This is a genomic window from Ruegeria aquimaris (genome assembly GCF_025751555.1).
In the GTDB taxonomy this organism is placed as follows: Bacteria; Pseudomonadota; Alphaproteobacteria; order Rhodobacterales; family Rhodobacteraceae; genus Ruegeria_B; species Ruegeria_B aquimaris.
The window spans coordinates 105,818-125,263 of sequence record NZ_JAOWLB010000013.1 but is presented as its reverse complement, the minus strand read 5'-3'; the positions used below and the strand labels follow the sequence as shown (position 1 = coordinate 125,263).

Here is a 19,446-nt window from a genome sequence, read left to right as displayed (position 1 = left end):
GCTCAAAGAGGCACAGGTCATCATCGAAGGTTGGCGGAAACACTACAACACTAAGCGGCCCCACAGCGCTCTCGGCTATCGGCCACCAGCCCCTGAAACCATCGTCCAGATGGACCAGAGGCCAGTCATGCACTAACAATCAAGTTGGACCAGTCAGATCAGGCCATCCACTCCTCGGCCACGGCCAGTTCGTTGCGGGAGATGTGGAAGGGCGTGCGCTCCCATCCGTTCGTCGTCTTGACCTCGATCAGCCGTGCCCGGCCGTCCGGCCCGAAACTCGCGATGTCGTAGCCCGCGCCGTCGCCATCCTCCTCCGACACCCAGCGCACCTTGCGCGCCAGATCGTCTCGTCCCGCGGTCCGCAAGGCCGCGCGCTCATGCGCCAGCACGCGCTCCTCACCCGCGCGGCCGAGGGCCCGGTTGCGTTCGTCCCGGCCTGCCACGTCGAACTTGCGGGCGATGTGCAGCATCTGCTCCAGCTCCTGCGGGGGTGGCTGGTTCGACAGCGTCGGCGGCGGCCCCACCCAGATCTGCGCCGCCTCGCGTAGGCCAGCGGCGGTTTGCAGCCCCGGTTGGCGTCCGAGCCAGGCCGGGTTCAGCGCCAGTCACCGCGCCACGGCGTCCACCAAGGTCATCTGAAAGTTGAACGCGGGCTTGTAGCCGGGGATCCAGTCCTCGCCGAGCCCCTTCAGCACCGCGCTGATGTTCTGGTGCTTGAACTCGACGGACCCCTCGGACCGGTCGTTCAGCAGCGGGAGGAGCGCGCGGCGGTGTTCGGCCTTGCTGTAGCGGCGCGCGGAGATGTCGTCGGCCAGCATCGCGAAGTAACCCGCGACGATCAGGTCGTTCTCTTCATCCGTCCAAGGACCATTCGACATTGCGGCCCAGGCTATGGGCGCGAAGTCTGTTTGTCATCAGAGACTTCCGGCAGAGTCCTGGCTCGCTGCGGACGCTTCCGCCGGACTTGGGGATCGGCCGCCACGGAGCCGTCCTTCTGGCCGCCCTGCGCTTTCGTGTCGGTCTCCGTCACCGGAATATTTCGCTAACGGGGCGAACCCATGAACGCGGCAACCAATTGGAAATGCTAGGATATTTTGCGCCGCCCCGTGACCGTCGAGGGGCGTTCAAAGAGAGACGCGGGCCATTCGGAGACCCATCCTGCGTCAAGCGCCCAGTCTCCGAAGGGCGGATGGCCCGGCCAATGCCCTTTGAAACAAAAAGAAAAAAGGCCCCGATCGGAGCCCTTGGACGGATACGGTTACTGAATGTGGCGGAGAGACAGGGATTCGAACCCTGGGTGGGCTTGCACCCACAACGGTTTTCGAGACCGCCCCGTTCGACCACTCCGGCACCTCTCCGCGGGGGTCTGTGAGGGGGGATTTAGTGAGGTTCGCGGATGGGCGCAAGCGGAAAGTTCGAAGTTTTCTGCCGCCCCTGTTTTTCCATTGCCGAGACCCGGAAAACGCTTAGGCTCTGTGCCATGAAACATCTGTATCTTCTCCGTCGGGTGCCGCTTGCGGCTTTGATCGTGGTCCTTTCCTTGTTTGCGCGGCCTGGATTGGCCGCCGACCGGGCGCGGATCGAGGCGTTTCTGGTGACCACGGGATTCGACGTGGCGCTCGACTCGATCGCACTGTCGTCGGCCTCGGCGCCGCAGATGCTCGGGCTGGATGCCGAGGCATTCGGACAGCAATGGAGAGATCTGGCGGAGGAGGTGTTCGACACCGAATCGATGCGAAGCGACGCGCTTGATATCCTTGAGGAAACCCTGAGCGAGGAGGCGCTGGATCACGCAGTCGATTTCTACGCCAGTGAGCTGGGGCAGCGGCTGGTGATTGCCGAGAACGATTCCCATCTGGAAGACGACGATCTGAAGCAGGAAGCCGGGCAGGCGATCGTGTCGGAACTTGTGCGGCACGGGTCGGGGCGGCTGGAATGGCTGAAACGGATGAACCGCGCCATCGACTCGTCGGGGACCGCGCTCAAGGCGTTGCAGGAGATCCAGTTGCGGTTCCTGCTGGCGGCCAGCGCCGCGGGGGTGATCGAGCTGGATATGGACACCGAGGACCTGCGCGCGCTCTTGCAGCAGAACGAGACCGAATTGCGCAACGCCCTGCAACTGTCGGCGTTGGCCGGGGCTGCCTTTACCTATCAGGCGTTCTCGGATGTCGAGGTGCAGAGCTATACCGAGGCGCTGGAACAGCCGCTGATGCAGGAGGTCTATGAGTTGTTGAACGCCGTGCAGTACCACATCATGGCCGACCGGTTCGAGCATCTGGCCGGGCGCATGGCCGGGCTGCAACCGACGCAGGATCTTTGATGCGGTTTTTCGCTGGCGTCTTTCTGAGCCTGGCACTGGCCTGGCCCGCCTGGTCCAGCGAGGCCATCGACCGACTGGCGAACGCGATGCGTCTGGATGAGGTGGTGGAGATATTGCATGACGAAGGTCTGCGCTATGGCCAGACCCTCGATGAGGAAATGCTCCAAGGGGCAGGCGGGCAGGTCTTTCGTGCGCAGGTGCAGGCGATCTACGACGCGGACCGGATGACCGAGACCCTTCGCGCGGTGCTGGCCGAGCGGCTGAGCGCCGAAGATATGGCGGCAGCGACGGTTTTTTTTGGCTCGGAGCTTGGACAGACGATTCTCGAATTGGAGAATGCGGCCCGGCGTGCCTTTGCTGATCCTGAAATCGAGGAGCTGGCCTTCGAGACCGCGCAGGAAACGGACATGACCCGGCCGATCTACCGGCTGGTGGACAGATATATCCGGCTCAACGAACTTGTCCCGCGAAACGTGCGCGGGGCGATCAGCGCGGATTACCATTTCTATCTGGGGCTGGCTGACGGGCAGGACTTGCCGCGCGATGACGAGGCGGTTCTGAGCGAGTTGATCGAAAACCGCGACGAGACAGAAGCGGAGACACGGAAATGGCTTTATGGGTTCCTGCTGTTTGCCTATTCACCACTGACCGACGGTCAGATGCAGGGGAATCTGGACTTCTCCGCCACCGAAGCGGGGCAGGCGGTGAACGACGCTCTGTTCGAGGGGTTTGACCGGCTCTATGACGATATCTCTTATGAGCTGGGTCGCGCGGTTGGCGTAGCCTTGGGGGCGACGGATCTGTAGCCCGCGTTTTCCAGTTGACAACTGCCCGGTATCTGACGATAAGCCCGCATCCCGGCCGGAAATCCGCGCCGGGTTTCGTTATCGTTTGATCTGTCGTGAAACGGCGGATCGTTCAATCAGCCCGTGACAGGGCGCGCTGTTCGCAGGTGGCTTCTTTGATCGGGGCCGGAACGTCCGGGCAACCGGGGACCGAAGAACGCGGTGACAAGAAGGAAAGACGCATGTTTGCGGTCCTCAAGACTGGCGGCAAGCAGTACAAGGTTCAGGCGGGCGATGTGCTCCGCGTTGAAAAGCTGGCTGCCGATGCAGGTGAAAAAGTTCAATTCAACGACGTGCTGATGCTGGGCGGTGACGCGCCGGTCGTGGGCGCGCCTCTGGTTGACGGCGCTGCCGTTCAGGCCGAGGTGATCGACCAGGTCAAGGGCGAAAAGCTGATCCATTTCGTCAAGCGCCGTCGTAAGCACAGCTCGCAGCGCACCAAGGGTCACCGTCAGAAGCTGACCCTGGTCAAGATCACCGAGATCCTGACCTCGGGCGCCGACAAGACCGGTGTCAAGGCCGCAACCGGCCAGGCCCCCAAGGGTGCCGTCGCTCCGGCCGCGGCTGCCGCAGGTTCGGACGATCTGACCAAGATCACCGGCGTGGGCCCCGCAGCCGCCAAGAAGCTGGTCGAAGCGGGCATTGGCAGCTTCGCCGCGCTGGCCGCCTTGTCGGACGAGCAGATTGCTGCTATCGACGCGATCAAGGTGAAACCCGAATGGGTTGAACAGGCCAAAGAACTGGCCCAAGGCTAAGGAGAGAAAGAATGGCACATAAAAAAGCTGGCGGTTCCTCCCGTAACGGTCGCGACTCCATCGGTCGCCGCCTTGGCGTCAAGAAATACGGCGGTGAAGCTGTCGATGCCGGCAACATCATCGTACGTCAGCGCGGCACCAAGTTCTGGCCGGGCCAGGGCGTTGGCATGGGCAAGGATCACACCATCTTTGCAACCGTCGACGGCGCCGTGAAGTTCCACAAGGGCCTGAAACAGCGTACCTTCATTTCGGTCCTGCCGGTGGCGGAGGCCGCAGAGTAAGCCGAAACCCAGAAGGTTTAGAAAAAATTCATGGGGGACCGGCAAGGATTGCCGGTCCCCTTTCTCGTTCTTCACCGGAGTTTGATCGGACAGGATCATGGGTGTCGCCGCGACCAGCTTTCTGATTTTTGCCGCCAGCCAGGTCGGCACGCCAGGGCCCGCCAACATGGCCCTGATGTCGGTTGGCGCGCGCTATGGTTTTGTGGCGGCCTTGCCCTTTGTGGCAGGTGTGGCCCTGGGCAAGCAACTGGTAATCTGGCCGGTTGGCTTTGGCCTCATGGAACTGGCCAACAGGGCACCCTGGGTTTTTGAGGGGCTGAAATACCTTTGTGTGGCCTATGTTTGCTGGTTGGCCTGGAAAATCGCCAACTTGCGTCTGACGCCGCAGGGCGGGGCTGACAATCCGCCGGGATTTCGCGCCGGTCTGCTGGTTCATCCGCTCAACCCCAAGGCCTGGGCGATGATCGTGGCGGGTTTTACCGGCTTTGTCGCCGTGGGTACGCCACATTTCCAGGCGACCGTGACGATTGCCGGTCTATTGCTGGCGTGCCAAGCCGTTTTCCATCCGATCTGGACCTTTGCCGGAGACAGGATTGCCCATGTGGTTGCAGGACGGCCTGCCGAGAAATACCTGATGTGGGGGCTGGCGGGGCTGACCGTCGCCTCTGTTGTTTTTGTTGTGTTCGGAGGAGGAGCACAGGAATGAAGTTTGATGCAATCATAAATCAGCCTGTCATAGAAACCGACCGGTTCGATCTGCGCCCCTTGCGTAAGTCGGACATGGGGCTGATCGAGTATTATGCCAGCGACGAACGTGTCGCGCGCATGACCACCTCGATCCCGCATCCTTTGCCGCCCGGCATGACCGAGGCGTTTGTCGCGCGTGCGATGTCCGATGGCCGGGGCGAGGATATCTGGGCTATGGACGCGACGCGAGACAACGGGCCCGAGTTGATCGGAGTGATCTCGCTCAAGAAGATGGACCGCAACCAATCCGAGGTTGGATATTGGGTTGCGCCGATCTACTGGAACACCGGTATCGCCTCGATGGCGGTGGAGGCGTTGGTAAACGCCAACCCGATGGACAACGCGACGATGTTCGCCAGCGTGTTTCAAGACAACCCGGCGTCAGCCAGGGTCTTGACCCATTGCGGGTTTCAGTATCTTGGAGACGCCGAGAGTTACTCGGTTGCGCGGGGCGCGACCGTACCCACCTGGACCTATAGCCGAAAGCTGTGACTTGAGCCGTGCGCGGCCTTTGCAGTAGGGAGCACATATGAAATTTCTCGATCTTGCAAAGGTCTACATTCGCTCGGGCGCGGGCGGCGGCGGTTGTGTCAGCTTTCGCCGGGAAAAGTTTGTCGAATTCGGCGGGCCCGATGGCGGTGATGGCGGCGATGGCGGCTCGGTCTGGGCCGAGGCGGTCGAGGGGCTGAACACGCTGATCGACTTTCGCTATCAGCAGCATTTCTTTGCCGACAACGGCCAGCCCGGCCGCGGTCAGCAGCGTTCGGGCAAGGATGGTAGTGACATCGTCCTGCGGGTGCCGGTTGGCACCGAGATCCTCGACGAAGATGAGGAGACCGTGCTGGCGGACCTGACCGTCGTGGGCGAGCGGGTGCTGCTGGCGCGTGGCGGCAATGGCGGGTTCGGCAACCTGCATTTCAAATCCGCCACCAACCAGGCGCCGCGCCGTGCCAATCCCGGCCAACCGGGGGTGGACCGCACTATCTGGCTGCGGCTGAAGTTGATCGCTGACGTGGGCCTGCTGGGTATGCCCAACGCGGGCAAGTCGACCTTTCTGGCCTCGACCTCGAACGCGCGGCCCAAGATTGCCGACTATCCGTTCACCACGCTGCATCCCAACCTGGGCGTGGTCGGGGTCGACAACGTGGAATTCGTGATCGCCGACATCCCCGGCCTGATCGCGGGTGCGCACGAGGGGCGGGGGATCGGCGACCGGTTCCTGGGTCATGTCGAACGCTGCGCCGTGCTGTTGCATCTGGTCGATGGCACCTCAGGCGATCCGATCGAGGATTACCATACCATCATTCAAGAGCTTGAAGCCTATGGCGGTGACCTTGCCGACAAGCCGCGCATCACGGTTCTGAACAAGATCGACGCGCTGGATGACGAGGAGCGTGCCTTTCTGGTTGAAGAGCTGGAAGAGGCCTCGGGCGGTCCGGTGATGATGATGTCAGGCGCCTCGCGCGAAGGGGTCACCGATGTTCTGCGCGCACTGCGGGCGCAGATAGACGCCGACCGTCTGCGTCACAAACCCGCCGAGGAGGAACAGACTTGGCAACCCTGACGGCGGCCCGGCGGCTGGTGGTCAAGATCGGGTCGGCCCTGTTGGTCGACCGAAAGACCGGTGATCTGCGGGCCGAGTGGCTGCGCTCGCTGGCACAGGATGTGGCCTGGCTCAAAGGGCAGGGCATGGATGTGATCCTGGTCTCTTCAGGATCCATCGCACTGGGGCGCGGGGTGCTGGGTCTGCCCCGCACGGCGTTGCCGCTGGAGCAGTCGCAGGCGGCTGCCGCTGTTGGCCAGATCCGGCTGGCCCGCGCCTATGAAGAAGCGCTGGATCCGCACGGGATCACCACGGCTCAGGTTCTGGTCACGCTTGAAGACAGTGAGGACCGGCGCCGCTACCTGAACTCGCGCGCGACGCTGGAAACCCTGCTGAGCCTTGGGGCGGTGCCCATCGTTAACGAGAACGACACCGTCGCCACCGACGAGATTCGCTATGGCGACAACGACCGATTGGCGGCGCAGATCGCCGTGACGGTCGGCGCCGATCAGTTGATCCTGCTGTCGGATGTGGACGGGTTCTATACTGGCAATCCGAACGAAGACCCGAGCGCCACCCGGTTCGATGTGGTCGACCGCATCACGCCCGAGATCGTGGCAATGGCGGGAGACGCGGTTTCCGGACTGTCCAAAGGTGGGATGAAGACCAAGCTGATGGCAGCACAGATGGCCACGGCAGGCGGCTGCGCCATGGCGATTACCGAAGGGTCGCCTTTGAACCCGCTGAAAACGCTTGAAAATGGCGCGCATTGCACCTGGTTCACCGCGATGCTCGACCCGCAGGCGGCGCGCAAGCGCTGGATCGCCGCGATGAAACCGCGTGGAGAGATCACTGTCGATGCAGGCGCCGCCCGCGCGCTGGAAGGTGGCAAAAGCCTGTTGCCAGCCGGGGTGACGAGGATTTCGGGTGTCTTTGGCCGCGGCGACCCGGTTGCCATTCTGGGCCCGGACGGCCGACGTCTGGGGCAGGGGCTTTGCCGATACACTGGCGACGAGGCGCGGGCCATCCGGGGGCGTCAGTCCTCCGAGATTGAGGCAACACTGGGCTATCCAGGCCGCGCCGCATTGATCCACCGGGACGACATGGCGCTTTGACCCGGACGCCGCGACGCTCTATCCATTGACCTGACCCAAGCCAGGGGACCGCCATGAAAGACCTCGAAGATATCGCCGCCGTCATGACCGATATCGGCAAACGGGCCAAGGCCGCTGCCGCCGAACTGGCCTTTGCGACCGCCGAGCGCAAGCATGCCGCATTGATCGCCGCCGCCGATGCGGTCTGGGCTCGCCGGGGCGAGATCATCGCCGCCAATGCGCGTGATCTGGATTATGGCCGCGACAAGGGGCTGAGCCCGGCGATGATGGATCGGCTCAAGCTAGACGAAGGGCGCATTCAGGGCATCGTCGACGGCCTGCGCATCGTGGCCGAACAGGGTGATCCGGTGGGCGAGGTTCTGGCTGAATGGGACATGCCTTCGGGGCTTCATATTCAGCGGGTACGCACGCCGTTGGGGGTGATCGGGGTGATCTATGAAAGCCGCCCCAATGTGACGGCGGACGCGGGCGCGCTGTGCCTGAAGTCGGGCAACGCGGTGATCTTGCGTGGTGGGTCCGAGAGTTTCCACTCTTCGGGCGCGATCCATGCCTGTCTGGTCGAGGGGCTGCGCGCCGCGAACCTGCCCGAGGATGCGATCCAGCTGGTGCCCACCCGCGACCGGGCGGCGGTGTCCAAGCTCTTGACCATGACCGATTATGTCGACGTGATCGTGCCGCGCGGCGGCAAGGGGCTGGTGGGTCTGGTGCAGCGCGAGGCGCGGGTGCCGGTCTTTGCCCATCTCGAAGGCATCGTGCATATCTATGTCGATAAGGACGCCGACCCGGAAAAGGCGCTGCGGGTGGTGATGAATGCCAAGACCCGGCGTACCGGAATTTGTGGTGCAGCTGAATGTCTGTTGATTCACAAGGATATAGCTGACCATCTTGGTGCTGATCTGGTGCGCGCGCTGATCGAGGCCGGGGTCGAGGTGCGGGCCGAAGGGCTGCCCGGCTCCATCGCTGCAAGCGAGGCGGATTGGGGCAAGGAATACCTTGATATGATCATTGCGGCCAGGGTGGTCGAGGATGTGGATGCGGCCATCGCCCATATCCGCCAATATGGCTCGAACCATACCGATTGCGTGATCACCGAAAATGACGCGGTTGCCGCGCGGTTCTTTGAGCGGCTCGACAGTGCCATTCTGATGCATAACGCGTCGACCCAGTTCGCCGATGGCGGCGAGTTCGGCATGGGGGCCGAGATCGGCATCGCCACCGGCAAGATGCACGCGCGCGGCCCTGTGGGCGCGGCGCAATTAACCAGTTTCAAGTATCTGGTGCGGGGCGATGGCACCGTCCGAGGGTGATCAGAACCTTATGATGACACGGGTTTCGGTGGTTTCCACCGTGACCCGTCGGCCCGCGTCGGCGGCTGCCGCGGGAAGCAGCGCAAACTGAACCTGAGCCGGGGTCACCTGAACCAGCGCGGCCGGATTGCTTAACCCTTCCCAAAGCTTTGGATCGACGGCCAGTCTGGTTGCGGTGCCGGTCACTTTCCAACTCCCCGAGGTCTCCTCGATCGCCACCTCGCCGCCTAGGGGCATCGCCGTTTCGCAGCATTGCAATGCCAGAAAAGCCATCCGCGTTTCGCTGCGGAGTACGGGGGCGACCGGTCCCCATTCCGCGCGCACCCTGTTGCCGCGATTGAGGTCGTCGAAAATGGAAACCACTTCGGCGCGACCAATCTGCTGTTCTCCTGCCGCGCCGTACGCGATGCGAAAGAACTTGATCCGCGCCTCGGCGCAATTGACGCTGTCCGAGATCAAATCCATCTCGGGCCCCTGAACGGCGCCGGTCATTTCGAGCAGTTCCAGACCATTGGTGATCGCGCCGACCGGGCTGATCAGATCATGGCAGATGCGCGAGCCGATCAGGCCAGCCAGGTTGACGCCGCTTTGGGCCATGCGATACCTCCGTCTTAGACCTTCACATGCTTGCCACACGGGGCGCGCCCATGACCGATCTGAATGCCATTCTTGCACCGGGCATGTATGTACGCCACCCGAGTTACCCCGATTGGGGAATCGGCCAGGTGCAATCCAGCATCGCCGGAAAGATCACGGTTAACTTTCCCGATCAAGGAAAGGTGGTGATCGACGGTACACGCATCGCCTTGGTGCCCGTCTTTGATCTGTGATTTGCCTTACCGAAAGGTTAACGCCAAAGTTTCTGTTCGCTTTCGGTTGCCAACCTCGTCAGAGGCGCGGTATCTGCCCGCAACCGGGAAATCTGGAAACAATCTCCGATGACTGATCGCGGATCAACGTTCACCGTGAAAATCGCCGAAACCACAGATGAAATCCGTGCTGCCCAGGCATTGCGGTATAACGTGTTCGTGCGGGAACTGGGCGGCAGCGGCGCAATGGTTGACCATGATCGCGGGCTGGAGCAGGATAGATTCGATCCGTTCTTTGATCATCTGCTGTGCATCGACAACAAGTCCGGCCAAGTTGTCGGCGTCTACCGCCTGCTCCGGTCGGAACAGGCCGAGGCTGTGGGGCAGTTCTATTCCGAGGACGAATACGATCTGACGGCCCTCAAGACCTCGGGCCGCAAGCTGTTGGAGCTTGGGCGTTCCTGCGTGCATCGCGATTATCGCGGCGGCATGGCGATGTATAACCTGTGGAACGGGCTGGCCAACTACGTGGCCAGATATGAGATCGAAATTCTGTTTGGGGTTGCAAGTTTCCATGGCACCAATCCCGACGCATTGGCCGAACCGCTTTCCCTGCTATACCATAGCCATCTTGCGCCCGAAGAGCTTCGCGTTCGGGCACAGCCTGCGCATTTTGTCGAGATGAACCGGGTTCCTGCCGACCAACTGGACCGCAGGCGGGCGATGCTGGAGGTTCCGGCGCTGATAAAGGCCTATCTGCGCCTTGGTGGATATGTGGGTGACGGCGCTTTTGTCGACCAGGCCTTCAATACCACCGATGTCTGTCTGATCCTGGACACCGCGCGCCTGAATGAACGCCAGCGCAAGATTTATTCCGGGGGGTGACATGGACCCGATGTGGAACAGCGACGAGCCTCCCGAGCGGTTGGAAATAGGCCCGTTGGGATGGCTGCTGGTGCTGCTGCGCGGCCTGCCGCTGGCCCTGTTGGTGTTTGGCGGGCTCTTGGTGCTGCTCTGCGTGCGGCTGATCGAGCGGCCATTGTGCGGCGTGCGCCGTCCCGCGACCCCGTTCATCACCCAGTTCGTCTGCCGCAACGCGTTTCGCATCCTTGGCATCGGTTTTTCCACCAGTGGAGAGCTGATGCGCCAGCACGGGGCGGTAGTGGCAAACCACAGCTCGTGGCTCGATATCTTTGCCCTGAACGCGCGCAAGCGGATCTATTTCGTCTCCAAGGCCGAGGTGGCGAGCTGGCCCGGCATCGGCTGGTTGGCGCGGGCGACCGGCACCGTGTTCATCGAGCGCAACCCCAAGAAGGCGCGCGAACAGACCGCGCTGTTCGAAGAGCGGCTGAAAGCCGGACACAAACTGTTGTTCTTTCCCGAGGGCACCTCGACCGATGGACTGCGGGTCTTGCCGTTCAAGACCACGCTGTTTGCCGCCTTTTTCACACCTGAGCTGCGCGACTTCATGTATGTGCAGCCGGTTACGGTGGTATTCCATCCGCCCGAGGGACAATCAAACCGGTTCTATGGCTGGTGGGGCGACATGGAGTTCGGTCCGCATCTGCTAAAGACCCTGGCCGCCCGCAGACAGGGCCGGGTCGAGCTGATCTATCACGAGCCCGTCCGTGTCGCGGGTTTTGATAGCCGCAAGGCCTTGGCTGCCTTTTGCGAAGCTGCCGTGCGCAACGCCCACGAGCTGGCTCGCCCTTGAGACAACGATATTCCCCCTTGCGCTCGCGGTGCCGCTGGCCTATACGCGCGCCATTCAAAACCCGCAGGCGGGGTTTTGGCCTGTTTGGGGGAGACATCCCCATTCGGACCGCCGGTTGGAGCATCCGCTTCTTCTCCCCCGCCAAGGCGTAAACCGGAAAAGGAAAATACCGCATGGCTCTTCCCGAGTTCTCCATGCGTCAGCTGCTGGAAGCTGGCGTTCACTTCGGCCACCAGACCCAACGTTGGAACCCGCGCATGGCACCGTTCATCTACGGCGCCCGCAACGGCATCCACATCGTCGACCTGACCCAGACCGTTCCGATGCTGGACCAGGCGCTGAAGGTCATCCGTGACACCGTCGCCAAGGGCGGCCGCATCCTGTTCGTCGGCACCAAACGTCAGGCCGCGGCCCCGATCGCCGAAGCCGCCGAAAAGTCGGCACAGTATTACATGAACCACCGCTGGCTGGGCGGCACGCTGACCAACTGGAAAACCGTTTCTCAGTCGATCCAGCGTCTTCGCGCCATTGACGAAGCCATGGAAGGCGGCGCCGAAGGCCTGACCAAGAAAGAGCGTCTGGGCATGGAACGTGATCAGGGCAAACTGCAAGCCTCGCTGGGTGGTATCCGCGAGATGGGCGGCGTGCCGGACCTGCTGTTCGTCATCGACGTCAAGAAAGAAGCACTGGCCATCGCCGAAGCCAACAAGCTGGGCATCCCGGTTGTGGCCGTGGTTGACACCAACTGCTCGCCCGATGGCGTCGACTATATCATCCCCGGCAACGATGACGCCGCCCGCGCCATTGGCCTCTACTGCGACCTAGCCGCCCGCGCTGCGCTGGACGGTATGTCGGCACAGCTCGGCGCCGCTGGCGTCGACCTGGGTGCGCTGGAAGAAGCGCCCGTTGAAGAGGCACTGGCGGAAGACGCCGAGGCCTGATCGGTCTCTGTCATCTGCATGTCAAGTGGGGCAGGGTATGACCTGCCCCAAATCCGTTTCGAATTGAGGAGAGCCAAGATGGCAATCACAGCTGCACTCGTGAAAGAACTGCGCGACGCAACCGGCGCCGGCATGATGGACGCCAAGAAGGCACTGACCGAAACCGACGGCGACATGGAAGCCGCCATCGACTGGCTGCGGACCAAGGGCCTGGCAAAAGCCGCCAAGAAATCGGGCCGTACCGCTGCCGAAGGTCTGGTCGCCGTTGTCGTCGAAGGTGGCAAGGGCGTCGCCGTCGAAGTGAACGCCGAGACCGACTTTGTCGCCAAGAACGCCGAGTTCCAGGACATGGTTGGCCAGATCGCGGCCGCCGCTGTCAACGTCGCTGACCTTGACGCGCTGAACGCTGCCGATCTGGGCGGCAAGACCGTTGCCGACACGCTGACCGACAAGATCGCCAAGATCGGCGAGAACATGACCCTGCGCCGGATGGCCAAGATCGAAGGCGACACCGTTGTGACCTATGTCCACAACGCCGCCACCTCGGGCATGGGCAAGATCGGCGTTCTGGTCGCCATGAAGGGCGGCGACGAGGCCCTGGGCAAGCAGGTCGCGATGCATATTGCCGCCGTGAACCCCGCCGCGCTCAGCGAAGCCGACATGGACCCGGCGGTCGTCGAGAAGGAAAAGCAGATCCAGATGGATATCGCCCGCGAATCCGGTAAGCCGGAGCAGGTGATCGAAAAGATGATCGAAGGCCGGATGAAAAAGTTCGTGGCGGAATCGACACTGCTGAGCCAGCAGTTCGTCGTCAACCCGGACCTGACCGTTGGGGCCGCCGCAGCCGAAGCTGGCGCAGAAATCACCGGTTTTGTCCGTTTGGAAGTCGGTGAAGGCATCGTGGTCGAAAAAGAAGACTTCGCAGCCGAAGTCGCCAAGGCGGCGCAAGGCTGATTGCGTTGCGGCCACGCTCATACGGGCGTGGCCAGCTAAAAACAGGACCGGTCGCGTTGCAACGCGGCCGGCTTTTTGTTTGTCGGACATGAAAAAGGTGAGACCGGGAACCCCGGTTTCACCTGAATGAGAAGAGGGGCCCCGCTCGATGGGGATGGATGGGGCCCCTCATGTTCTCCGACGGTGCTTGCCGAACAATAAGCACTCGCCGCCGGACGGGTCAGAGCGCCTCTCGAATAATGAGGATCTTTTCCCGATGTCCCTAGGCTAAAGCCACCACTCACGGAACAAAGTCATATTGCCCAACCCCTGTCGTGATCGAAAGTCGGGGATTCCTTACCTTTGGTAAACTTTGCGAAAGCGCCCTGACGCTCAGGTTTGGATCGGGCATGGATGCCCTGCGCGAAACCGGGAAAGGCCACGCGGCAGCAGGGTTTTTCCAAATCAGAACAACACCTTCTTGCGTTGAGCGTTAGCGTCACGCTTCCATGATGAACATCTGATTATGCAAGGTGGCCTTCAAGACAGCCTGTGCGGTGGTCTCCACCGACAAGGCCTCTCGCGCCAGTCGCAGGTGCTTTTCCACCGTCGCCATCGTCAACCCCATCAAGATCGCGATGTCCTGGGTTGTCTTGCCGTCTCCGACCCATTGCAGCGCCTCGCGTTGGCGCCGTGTCAGCGTCCGGTTCGGCGCCACATAGGGCAGGGTCATGATCTTGAGGTGAGCGACATTGTTCATCAGCAGGATATCCTGCCCGTATTCCTTCCAGATTGCGTCGACCTCGTCCTGCTTGGCGCCGATGGGGGCGCTCAGAGAAATGGCACCCTTGGTCCGGGCCGAGACCGACGTAAAGCTGACAGTATAGCCAGCGGTCACACCATGGGCCGCGTTGAACTCGTAGACACGCTGCTCCTGCGGGGTCATCGTTGCGCTGGACAGCATGTCCGAGATCATCTTCCAGCTTCCGGCGCCTTCATTCTCCAGCGCCCAATGCAGCATAGGTGCGTGAAAGTAGAGACCGGAATGCAGGAACCCGTCGATATACGCTTTCTCGTGATTGGTGAGGATGACAAAATCTTCGGGATCGCCCAGCGATGTGGCCGTCCGGTAACTGGTGTAGCCGTAAAGCAGACGGTCAAACCCATATTCGGCCATCTGTTTGGTATGAGCATCCCAAAGCTCTTCCAGGGTCTTGACGTAGCTCAGGAACTCCAGATAGCTGCGCAGCTTCATGAAGCTCCTCCCTTCGCGAGATGAGCCTTGAGCGCATCGAGCGCCAGAATGTATCCCTGTGCGCCAAAGCCGCAGATCTGTCCCAGAGCCACCGGCGCGATATAGGATTTATGGCGAAAGGCCTCGCGCGCATGGATGTTGGACAGGTGTACCTCGACCACGGGCAATTCGACCGAGGAAATGGCATCCATCAGGGCGATGGAGGTATGGGTATAGGCCCCGGCGTTCAGAATGATCCCGCGTTTGTGCCCCTTGGCCGCGTGAATCTGATCGATCAGCATACCTTCGTGGTTCGACTGAAAGCAGGATACCTCCAACCCCAGCGCCTTGCCATGCACCACACAGGCCTCTTCAACCATTGCCAGTGTGGTGGAGCCATAGACCTCGGGCTGGCGCGTACCCAACAGATTCAGGTTCGGGCCGTTCAGGACCAGAATACTCATCATGTCAATTTCATCCCCATTCAGGAATCTCTTAAACGGGAATAACCTGTTCTGTCCACATTGCTGTCACCCATACCGGTGAAAGTTCGCTTGTTCGAACAGGTTGCTTCGGTCTCGGTCTCAGTCGGCAAATATGGTGAGCCCCAACCAGTCAGCCGCCAGTGCGGGGGCTTTGCCACCCTCGATCTCTACTGTCATCGCGTGTTCGCGCAGCAGTTTGGTTGCCGAACGCTGGCGCGCGTCCTTCAGGACAAACCGCCCGCGCAGGCGTGATCCAGCGAGGACGGGAGCAAGGAACCTGACCTTATTGAAGCCATAGTTGATGCCCATGACCTGCCCGGGTTGTTCGGGCAGCACGTCATAGACAAAGCGGCTGGCCAGAGACAGCGTCAGAAACCCGTGCGCGATGGCGCCACCAAATTGGGTTTCTTGGGCGGCCCGCTCTGGGTCGACATGGATCCACTGGTCGTCATGTGTCACTTCCGCAAAACGGTCTATCATCTCCTGATCGACGGTGATCCAGTTCGACACACCGATTTCAGTGCCGATTTTCTTCTGTTCGGCCGCAAGTGCCCGAGCGAGTGCTGACATGCGTTCTTTCCTAACGTCCTGTGAATACTGGTTTGCGCTTTTCCATGAAGGCACGGGCACCCTCGGCATGGTCCGCACTTTGCAGCGTTCGGATCATCCGGTCCGCCTCCATCTCCATCGAGGTTTGCAGATCGGTCACCCGTGCGCGATTGTGATTTTCCTTCATATAGCGCAGCGCCATTGGTGCAAAACAAGCCATCTCGGCGGCGAGGCTTTCAGTTGCTTGCTGCAAATCGTCATCGGTAACAACCCGGTTCGCAAGACCAAACGCCAGCGCATCCGGGGCGCTGATCCGGCGGTTGGTGAAATAGATTTCCTTCGCGCGCGAGGGACCAACCAACTGGCTGAGCAGCCAGGTTCCGCCAAAATCCCCAGACAGACCTATGGCGCCAAAAGCCGGCAGAAGGAAGGCGCTGTCAGCCATCACCCGCAGGTCACAGGCCAGCGCCAGGGACATGCCGGCCCCTGCCGCCGCACCGGGCAGCGCCGCGATTGTCGGCTTGCCAAGGTTGTAGAGACGCAGCCCCACGGTTTCCTGGGCATGGCGCAAACGGCGGATCATGGCATCGGTATCGGGGTCCGTACCGCCCGCGAGGGCGCCGCCCATGCTGGACACATCGCCACCCGCGCAAAACGCACCTGCCGCGCCGGTCAGGATCAGGACCCAGACCTCGGGGTCGAGATCGAGTGCCAGCAATAGATGCGACAGGGCGTCGGTCATGTTCCCGGACATGGCGTTGCGCTTTTCCGGGTTGTTCAGTGTGATCGTGGCGACGTGGTTTGAGACCTCACACAGGACGAGGGTGCTGCCGGTTTCAATCTGGCGGCGGGTCATTGCAATTCCTTTCCGTCTGAGGGCACCATCGGCGCGCAACTGAACATGAGGCGCGGATGACCCAGGAATATCGTCAATCTGTCTATATGCCGCCGCAGGGCGCGGCGGATCTCTTGCTGATCCGGCATGGTGAAAGCCGCGCCGCGCGCCCGGGCGAAGCGTTTCCCACGGTCGATGGGCATGGCGACCCGGAATTGCACCCCAATGGCGAAGCGCAAGCACTCGCGGTCGGCGAGCGGCTGAAGTCCGAACCCTTGGCGGCGATCTATGTCACCACGCTGCGCCGCACCCATCAGACAGCCGCCCCGCTGGCGGGGCATCTGAACCTGCAACCGATGGTGGAGCCGGACCTTCGCGAGGTTTTCCTGGGCGACTGGGATACCGGCGAATACCGGATCCGGGCCGCGCATGGCGATCCCGTGATCCAGCGCGCCCATGACAGACAGGAGTGGGGCGAAATCCCCGGTGCCGAAACCACCGCGCAACTGCATGCGCGGGTGCGGTCGGGACTGTTGCGCATCGCCGCGCGACATCCCGACCAACGGGTCGCGGTATTCGTTCATGGCGGCGTCATCGGCGCCGCGCTTGCAATGGCCTGCGGGGCACAGGCGTTTGCCTTTAACGGCGCGCATAACGGGTCCATCAGCCGCCTTGTGATACATGGCGAACGGATGGCTGTCCGGGGGTACAACGACATTTCGCATCTGGGGTGATCCGGTCAGCCCATCGTGATGACGACCTTGCCCAGAACCTTGCGGTCCTGCATCATCTCAAGCGCCGCGCCCGCCTGATCCAGCGGGAAACGCGCGCAGATCTGCGGCTTGATCCGGCCCTCGGCATAGAGGCGGAACAGGTCGGCGACGTTTTCCGCATGGCCCTTGGGGTCGCGGAACACCGAGGCGCCCCAGAACACGCCGACGATCTGACAGCCCTTGAGCAGGGTCAGGTTCAGCGGGATGCTGGGGATGCCCGCCGGGAACCCGACGACCAGATAGCGCCCCTGCCAGGCCATCGCGCGCAGGCAGGGTTCGGCATAGGCGCCGCCCACCGCGTCATAGACCACATTGACCCCGTCACCCCCGGCGAGTTTCTTGATCTCACCCGACAGCGCCTTTTGCCCGTCGCGGTCCAGTTCGCGCGGATAGATCAGCGTCTCGTCGGCGCCGATCTGGCGGCAGAACTCGGCCTTCTCCTGCTTTGAGACGGCGGCGATCACCCGCGCGCCAGCGGCCTTGCCCAGCTCGATCGCGGCGGCGCCAACGCCCCCGGCGGCGCCCAGGATCAGCAGCGTTTCGCCTGGTTGCAGCGCGGCGCGGTCCTTGAGCGCATGATGCGAGGTGCCATAGGTAAAGATGAAACAGGCGGCATCCTCATAGGGCATCTCGTGGGGAATCCTGACCGCGACGTTGGCCTTGACCGTCAGATGGGTGGCAAAGCCGCCATGCCCGGTCAGTGCCAGAACCCGGTCACCGGGCGCATAGGTGCTGACTCCTTCGCCCACGGCCAGCACTTCTCCCGCGATCTCGCCGCCGGGGGCAAAGGGGCGGGGCGGCTTCATCTGGTAGAGGTCGCGGATCATCAGCGTATCGGGAAAGTTCACCCCCGCCGCATGGACACGCAAGAGCAGTTCTCCCTTGCCGGGCGTGGGGTCGGGCAGTTCGGTCAGCTCCAGCGTTTCGGGGCCGCCCACGGCGGTGCTCAGCATGGCTTTCATATCGGTCTTTCTCCCTGTTGCGGACGCGTGCGTACCGCGATTTGACGTCAAGTCTTTGGCCCGCCCCCTCGGTTGTCAACCGGATATCGAAATGCAATTCTGCTCTGCAAAACAGATATCGGTATATGGGGAGGAGACATGGCCGAAGAGGATAGGGCGATTGCCGCCTTCCGCGACGAGCTGCGCGCCTGGCTGGAGGCGAATTGCCCCGCAGACATGCGCGATGGCCGCAATGACGAGGCTAGCATTTGCTGGGGCGGCAAGAACTGGAACTTTACGTCAGAAGCGCAGCGTACCTGGCTGCAACGTTGCGTCAGCAAGGGGTATACGGTGCCGACCTGGCCGGTCGAGTATGGCGGCGCCGGGTTGAACCGCGATCAGGAGAAGGTGTTCCACCAGGAAATGCGCCGCCTGAACGCGCGCTATCCGCTGCAAAGCTTTGGCATCTGGATGCTGGGACCGGCGCTTTTGCATTTCGGCACGCATGAGCAGAAGCTGCATTACCTGCCGCCCATCGCGCGCGGCGAAATCCGCTGGTGTCAGGGCTATTCCGAGCCGGGCGCGGGATCGGATCTGGCAAATGTGCAAAGCCGGGCCGAGGACAAGGGCGATCACTGGCTGGTCAACGGGCAGAAGATCTGGACCTCTTACGCCGATCAGGCCGACTGGATCTTTGCGTTGCTGCGCACCGACCGCGAGGCGCCCAAGCACAAGGGCATTTCCTTCATCCTGCTCGACATGACCAGCCCGGGCGTGACCACGCGGCCGATCAAGCTGATCTCGGGCGCGTCGCCGTTTTGCGAGACCTTCTTTGACAATGTCGAGGTACCGCGCGAACAGGTGGTAGGCGAGGTCAATCGCGGCTGGGACGTGGCCAAATACCTGCTGACGCACGAACGCGAGATGATATCGGCCGCGGGTGGCACCATGGGCTCGGGCCGCGCACTTGGCGCAGTGCTGGCCGACAGCGGCAGCACCGACACGGTGCTGCGCGCCGATGCGATGCGGGCCGAGGTGGATGGGCTGGCGGTGGCGCTGACACTGGAGCGCTACAAGGATCAGGCCGAGGCCGGGCAGGGCGCGGGCGATGCCTCGGCCATGCTGAAATACATGGGAACCGAGCTGAACAAGCGCAATCTGGAACTGGTGATGGCGGCGGGCGGGTCCGACGCGCTGGTCTGGGAGGACGGGCGCGCGCCCAACTGGCTGCGGACCAAGGCCAATTCGATCGAGGGCGGCACCTCCGAGGTGATGCTGTCGATCATTTCCAAACGCGTTCTTGGGCTTCCGGGGTAGGG

General features: G+C 62.2%; 23 protein-coding genes, 1 tRNA gene and 1 pseudogene. 17 read left to right on the top strand and 8 right to left on the bottom strand.

The window, feature by feature from the left end; all coding sequences use genetic code 11:
* On the top strand, positions 1 to 136 hold a 136-nt coding region (locus OE747_RS16905; RefSeq protein ID WP_263829729.1), incomplete at its 5' end, for a transposase.
* A gap of 34 nt (positions 137 to 170) precedes the next feature.
* Here OE747_RS16905 and OE747_RS16900 read toward each other — a convergent pair.
* Both OE747_RS16900 and OE747_RS16895 read right to left on the bottom strand, forming a co-directional pair.
* Positions 171 to 878, bottom strand: a pseudogene (locus OE747_RS16900) (DUF3883 domain-containing protein); the annotation flags it as partial.
* A 390-nt stretch (positions 879 to 1,268) separates the two neighbouring features.
* A tRNA-Ser gene (locus tag OE747_RS16895) sits at positions 1,269 to 1,358 on the bottom strand.
* A 122-nt stretch (positions 1,359 to 1,480) separates the two neighbouring features.
* Here OE747_RS16895 and OE747_RS16890 point away from each other — a divergent pair.
* The 9 genes from OE747_RS16890 (at position 1,481) to OE747_RS16850 (ending at position 8,913) form a co-directional block, all read left to right on the top strand.
* Complete coding sequence (locus OE747_RS16890) at positions 1,481 to 2,320, top strand: DUF2059 domain-containing protein (RefSeq protein WP_263829724.1); 840 nt, start codon at positions 1,481 to 1,483, stop codon at positions 2,318 to 2,320.
* Positions 2,320 to 3,126 carry a DUF2059 domain-containing protein gene (locus tag OE747_RS16885; RefSeq protein ID WP_263829723.1) on the top strand — a complete coding sequence of 269 codons (807 nt, stop codon included), beginning with the start codon at positions 2,320 to 2,322 and terminating at the stop codon, positions 3,124 to 3,126. The genes OE747_RS16890 and OE747_RS16885 overlap by 1 nt, the downstream gene beginning before the upstream one ends.
* 221 nt (positions 3,127 to 3,347) lie before the next feature.
* Positions 3,348 to 3,920 (top strand): 50S ribosomal protein L21, encoded by a 573-nt coding sequence (locus OE747_RS16880; RefSeq protein WP_263829722.1) that lies wholly within the window; start codon positions 3,348 to 3,350, stop codon positions 3,918 to 3,920.
* Between the two features lie 11 nt (positions 3,921 to 3,931).
* A complete protein-coding gene (rpmA, locus tag OE747_RS16875; RefSeq protein WP_164127779.1) occupies positions 3,932 to 4,201 on the top strand; it encodes a 50S ribosomal protein L27 in 270 nt (89 codons plus the stop codon).
* A gap of 97 nt (positions 4,202 to 4,298) precedes the next feature.
* A complete protein-coding gene (locus OE747_RS16870) occupies positions 4,299 to 4,907 on the top strand; it encodes a LysE family translocator (RefSeq protein WP_263829721.1) in 609 nt (202 codons plus the stop codon).
* Entirely contained in the window at positions 4,904 to 5,440 is a 537-nt protein-coding gene (locus OE747_RS16865) for a GNAT family N-acetyltransferase (protein ID WP_263829720.1), read from the top strand. Before OE747_RS16870 ends, OE747_RS16865 begins: the two co-directional genes overlap by 4 nt.
* Before the next feature lie 37 nt (positions 5,441 to 5,477).
* Entirely contained in the window at positions 5,478 to 6,512 is a 1,035-nt protein-coding gene (gene obgE, locus OE747_RS16860) for a GTPase ObgE (protein WP_263829719.1), read from the top strand.
* The gene (gene proB / locus OE747_RS16855) at positions 6,500 to 7,606 is read left to right on the top strand and encodes a glutamate 5-kinase (protein ID WP_263829718.1); all 1,107 of its coding nucleotides are present in this window, start codon (positions 6,500 to 6,502) and stop codon (positions 7,604 to 7,606) included. Before obgE ends, proB begins: the two co-directional genes overlap by 13 nt.
* A gap of 53 nt (positions 7,607 to 7,659) precedes the next feature.
* A complete protein-coding gene (locus OE747_RS16850; RefSeq protein ID WP_263829717.1) occupies positions 7,660 to 8,913 on the top strand; it encodes a glutamate-5-semialdehyde dehydrogenase in 1,254 nt (417 codons plus the stop codon).
* On the opposite strand, the gene OE747_RS16845 is transcribed toward OE747_RS16850, so the two are convergent.
* Positions 8,914 to 9,510 carry a histidine phosphotransferase family protein gene (locus OE747_RS16845; RefSeq protein WP_263829716.1) on the bottom strand — a complete coding sequence of 199 codons (597 nt, stop codon included), beginning with the start codon at positions 9,508 to 9,510 and terminating at the stop codon, positions 8,914 to 8,916.
* A 50-nt stretch (positions 9,511 to 9,560) separates the two neighbouring features.
* On the opposite strand from OE747_RS16845, the gene OE747_RS16840 reads away from it, so the two are divergent.
* From OE747_RS16840 to tsf, 5 genes are all read left to right on the top strand, one after another.
* Positions 9,561 to 9,743, top strand: coding sequence for a DUF3553 domain-containing protein (locus tag OE747_RS16840; RefSeq protein ID WP_164127794.1), 183 nt, complete (start codon positions 9,561 to 9,563; stop codon positions 9,741 to 9,743).
* A 108-nt stretch (positions 9,744 to 9,851) separates the two neighbouring features.
* Positions 9,852 to 10,607 (top strand): GNAT family N-acetyltransferase, encoded by a 756-nt coding sequence (locus OE747_RS16835; protein ID WP_263829715.1) that lies wholly within the window; start codon positions 9,852 to 9,854, stop codon positions 10,605 to 10,607.
* A gap of 1 nt (position 10,608) precedes the next feature.
* Entirely contained in the window at positions 10,609 to 11,436 is an 828-nt protein-coding gene (locus OE747_RS16830; protein ID WP_263829728.1) for a lysophospholipid acyltransferase family protein, read from the top strand.
* A 173-nt stretch (positions 11,437 to 11,609) separates the two neighbouring features.
* Complete coding sequence (gene rpsB, locus OE747_RS16825; RefSeq protein ID WP_263829714.1) at positions 11,610 to 12,377, top strand: 30S ribosomal protein S2; 768 nt, start codon at positions 11,610 to 11,612, stop codon at positions 12,375 to 12,377.
* Between the two features lie 78 nt (positions 12,378 to 12,455).
* Positions 12,456 to 13,331, top strand: a complete 876-nt coding sequence (gene tsf, locus OE747_RS16820) for a translation elongation factor Ts (RefSeq protein ID WP_263829713.1) — start codon at positions 12,456 to 12,458, stop codon at positions 13,329 to 13,331.
* Between the two features lie 478 nt (positions 13,332 to 13,809).
* On the opposite strand, the gene OE747_RS16815 is transcribed toward tsf, so the two are convergent.
* From OE747_RS16815 to OE747_RS16800, 4 genes are all read right to left on the bottom strand, one after another.
* Entirely contained in the window at positions 13,810 to 14,565 is a 756-nt protein-coding gene (locus OE747_RS16815; RefSeq protein ID WP_263829712.1) for a LuxR family transcriptional regulator, read from the bottom strand.
* A complete protein-coding gene (aroQ, locus tag OE747_RS16810; RefSeq protein WP_263829711.1) occupies positions 14,562 to 15,011 on the bottom strand; it encodes a type II 3-dehydroquinate dehydratase in 450 nt (149 codons plus the stop codon). The genes OE747_RS16815 and aroQ overlap by 4 nt, the downstream gene beginning before the upstream one ends.
* A 117-nt stretch (positions 15,012 to 15,128) precedes the next feature.
* The gene (locus OE747_RS16805; RefSeq protein ID WP_263829710.1) at positions 15,129 to 15,599 is read right to left on the bottom strand and encodes a MaoC family dehydratase; all 471 of its coding nucleotides are present in this window, start codon (positions 15,597 to 15,599) and stop codon (positions 15,129 to 15,131) included.
* Between the two features lie 10 nt (positions 15,600 to 15,609).
* Entirely contained in the window at positions 15,610 to 16,434 is an 825-nt protein-coding gene (locus OE747_RS16800; RefSeq protein ID WP_263829709.1) for an enoyl-CoA hydratase-related protein, read from the bottom strand.
* 56 nt (positions 16,435 to 16,490) lie between these two features.
* On the opposite strand from OE747_RS16800, the gene OE747_RS16795 reads away from it, so the two are divergent.
* Positions 16,491 to 17,147 carry a histidine phosphatase family protein gene (locus OE747_RS16795; protein WP_263829708.1) on the top strand — a complete coding sequence of 219 codons (657 nt, stop codon included), beginning with the start codon at positions 16,491 to 16,493 and terminating at the stop codon, positions 17,145 to 17,147.
* Positions 17,148 to 17,152: 5 nt separating this feature from the next.
* Here the strand turns inward: OE747_RS16795 and OE747_RS16790 are convergent, their stop codons facing one another.
* Positions 17,153 to 18,148 (bottom strand): NADPH:quinone oxidoreductase family protein, encoded by a 996-nt coding sequence (locus OE747_RS16790; RefSeq protein WP_263829707.1) that lies wholly within the window; start codon positions 18,146 to 18,148, stop codon positions 17,153 to 17,155.
* A 138-nt stretch (positions 18,149 to 18,286) separates the two neighbouring features.
* Between OE747_RS16790 and OE747_RS16785 the strand changes: the two genes are divergently transcribed.
* Positions 18,287 to 19,444: an acyl-CoA dehydrogenase family protein gene (locus tag OE747_RS16785; protein ID WP_263829706.1), complete on the top strand. Its 1,158-nt coding sequence runs from the start codon at positions 18,287 to 18,289 to the stop codon at positions 19,442 to 19,444.
* Positions 19,445 to 19,446 lie beyond the last annotated feature (2 nt).

Excerpts from the sequence above, each read along its gene's own strand:
- OE747_RS16890 (WP_263829724.1), top strand. The coding sequence starts at position 1,481 with ATGAAACATCTGTATCTTCTCCGTCGGGTGCCGCTTGCGGCTTTGATC.
- OE747_RS16885 (WP_263829723.1), top strand. The coding sequence starts at position 2,320 with ATGCGGTTTTTCGCTGGCGTCTTTCTGAGCCTGGCACTGGCCTGGCCC.
- OE747_RS16880 (WP_263829722.1), top strand. The coding sequence starts at position 3,348 with ATGTTTGCGGTCCTCAAGACTGGCGGCAAGCAGTACAAGGTTCAGGCG.
- rpmA (WP_164127779.1), top strand. The coding sequence starts at position 3,932 with ATGGCACATAAAAAAGCTGGCGGTTCCTCCCGTAACGGTCGCGACTCC.
- OE747_RS16870 (WP_263829721.1), top strand. The coding sequence starts at position 4,299 with ATGGGTGTCGCCGCGACCAGCTTTCTGATTTTTGCCGCCAGCCAGGTC.
- OE747_RS16865 (WP_263829720.1), top strand. The coding sequence starts at position 4,904 with ATGAAGTTTGATGCAATCATAAATCAGCCTGTCATAGAAACCGACCGG.
- obgE (WP_263829719.1), top strand. The coding sequence starts at position 5,478 with ATGAAATTTCTCGATCTTGCAAAGGTCTACATTCGCTCGGGCGCGGGC.
- OE747_RS16850 (WP_263829717.1), top strand. The coding sequence starts at position 7,660 with ATGAAAGACCTCGAAGATATCGCCGCCGTCATGACCGATATCGGCAAA.
- OE747_RS16845 (WP_263829716.1), bottom strand. The coding sequence starts at position 9,510 with ATGGCCCAAAGCGGCGTCAACCTGGCTGGCCTGATCGGCTCGCGCATC.
- OE747_RS16840 (WP_164127794.1), top strand. The coding sequence starts at position 9,561 with ATGACCGATCTGAATGCCATTCTTGCACCGGGCATGTATGTACGCCAC.
- OE747_RS16835 (WP_263829715.1), top strand. The coding sequence starts at position 9,852 with ATGACTGATCGCGGATCAACGTTCACCGTGAAAATCGCCGAAACCACA.
- OE747_RS16830 (WP_263829728.1), top strand. The coding sequence starts at position 10,609 with ATGGACCCGATGTGGAACAGCGACGAGCCTCCCGAGCGGTTGGAAATA.
- rpsB (WP_263829714.1), top strand. The coding sequence starts at position 11,610 with ATGGCTCTTCCCGAGTTCTCCATGCGTCAGCTGCTGGAAGCTGGCGTT.
- tsf (WP_263829713.1), top strand. The coding sequence starts at position 12,456 with ATGGCAATCACAGCTGCACTCGTGAAAGAACTGCGCGACGCAACCGGC.
- OE747_RS16815 (WP_263829712.1), bottom strand. The coding sequence starts at position 14,565 with ATGAAGCTGCGCAGCTATCTGGAGTTCCTGAGCTACGTCAAGACCCTG.
- aroQ (WP_263829711.1), bottom strand. The coding sequence starts at position 15,011 with ATGATGAGTATTCTGGTCCTGAACGGCCCGAACCTGAATCTGTTGGGT.
- OE747_RS16805 (WP_263829710.1), bottom strand. The coding sequence starts at position 15,599 with ATGTCAGCACTCGCTCGGGCACTTGCGGCCGAACAGAAGAAAATCGGC.
- OE747_RS16800 (WP_263829709.1), bottom strand. The coding sequence starts at position 16,434 with ATGACCCGCCGCCAGATTGAAACCGGCAGCACCCTCGTCCTGTGTGAG.
- OE747_RS16795 (WP_263829708.1), top strand. The coding sequence starts at position 16,491 with ATGACCCAGGAATATCGTCAATCTGTCTATATGCCGCCGCAGGGCGCG.
- OE747_RS16790 (WP_263829707.1), bottom strand. The coding sequence starts at position 18,148 with ATGAAAGCCATGCTGAGCACCGCCGTGGGCGGCCCCGAAACGCTGGAG.
- OE747_RS16785 (WP_263829706.1), top strand. The coding sequence starts at position 18,287 with ATGGCCGAAGAGGATAGGGCGATTGCCGCCTTCCGCGACGAGCTGCGC.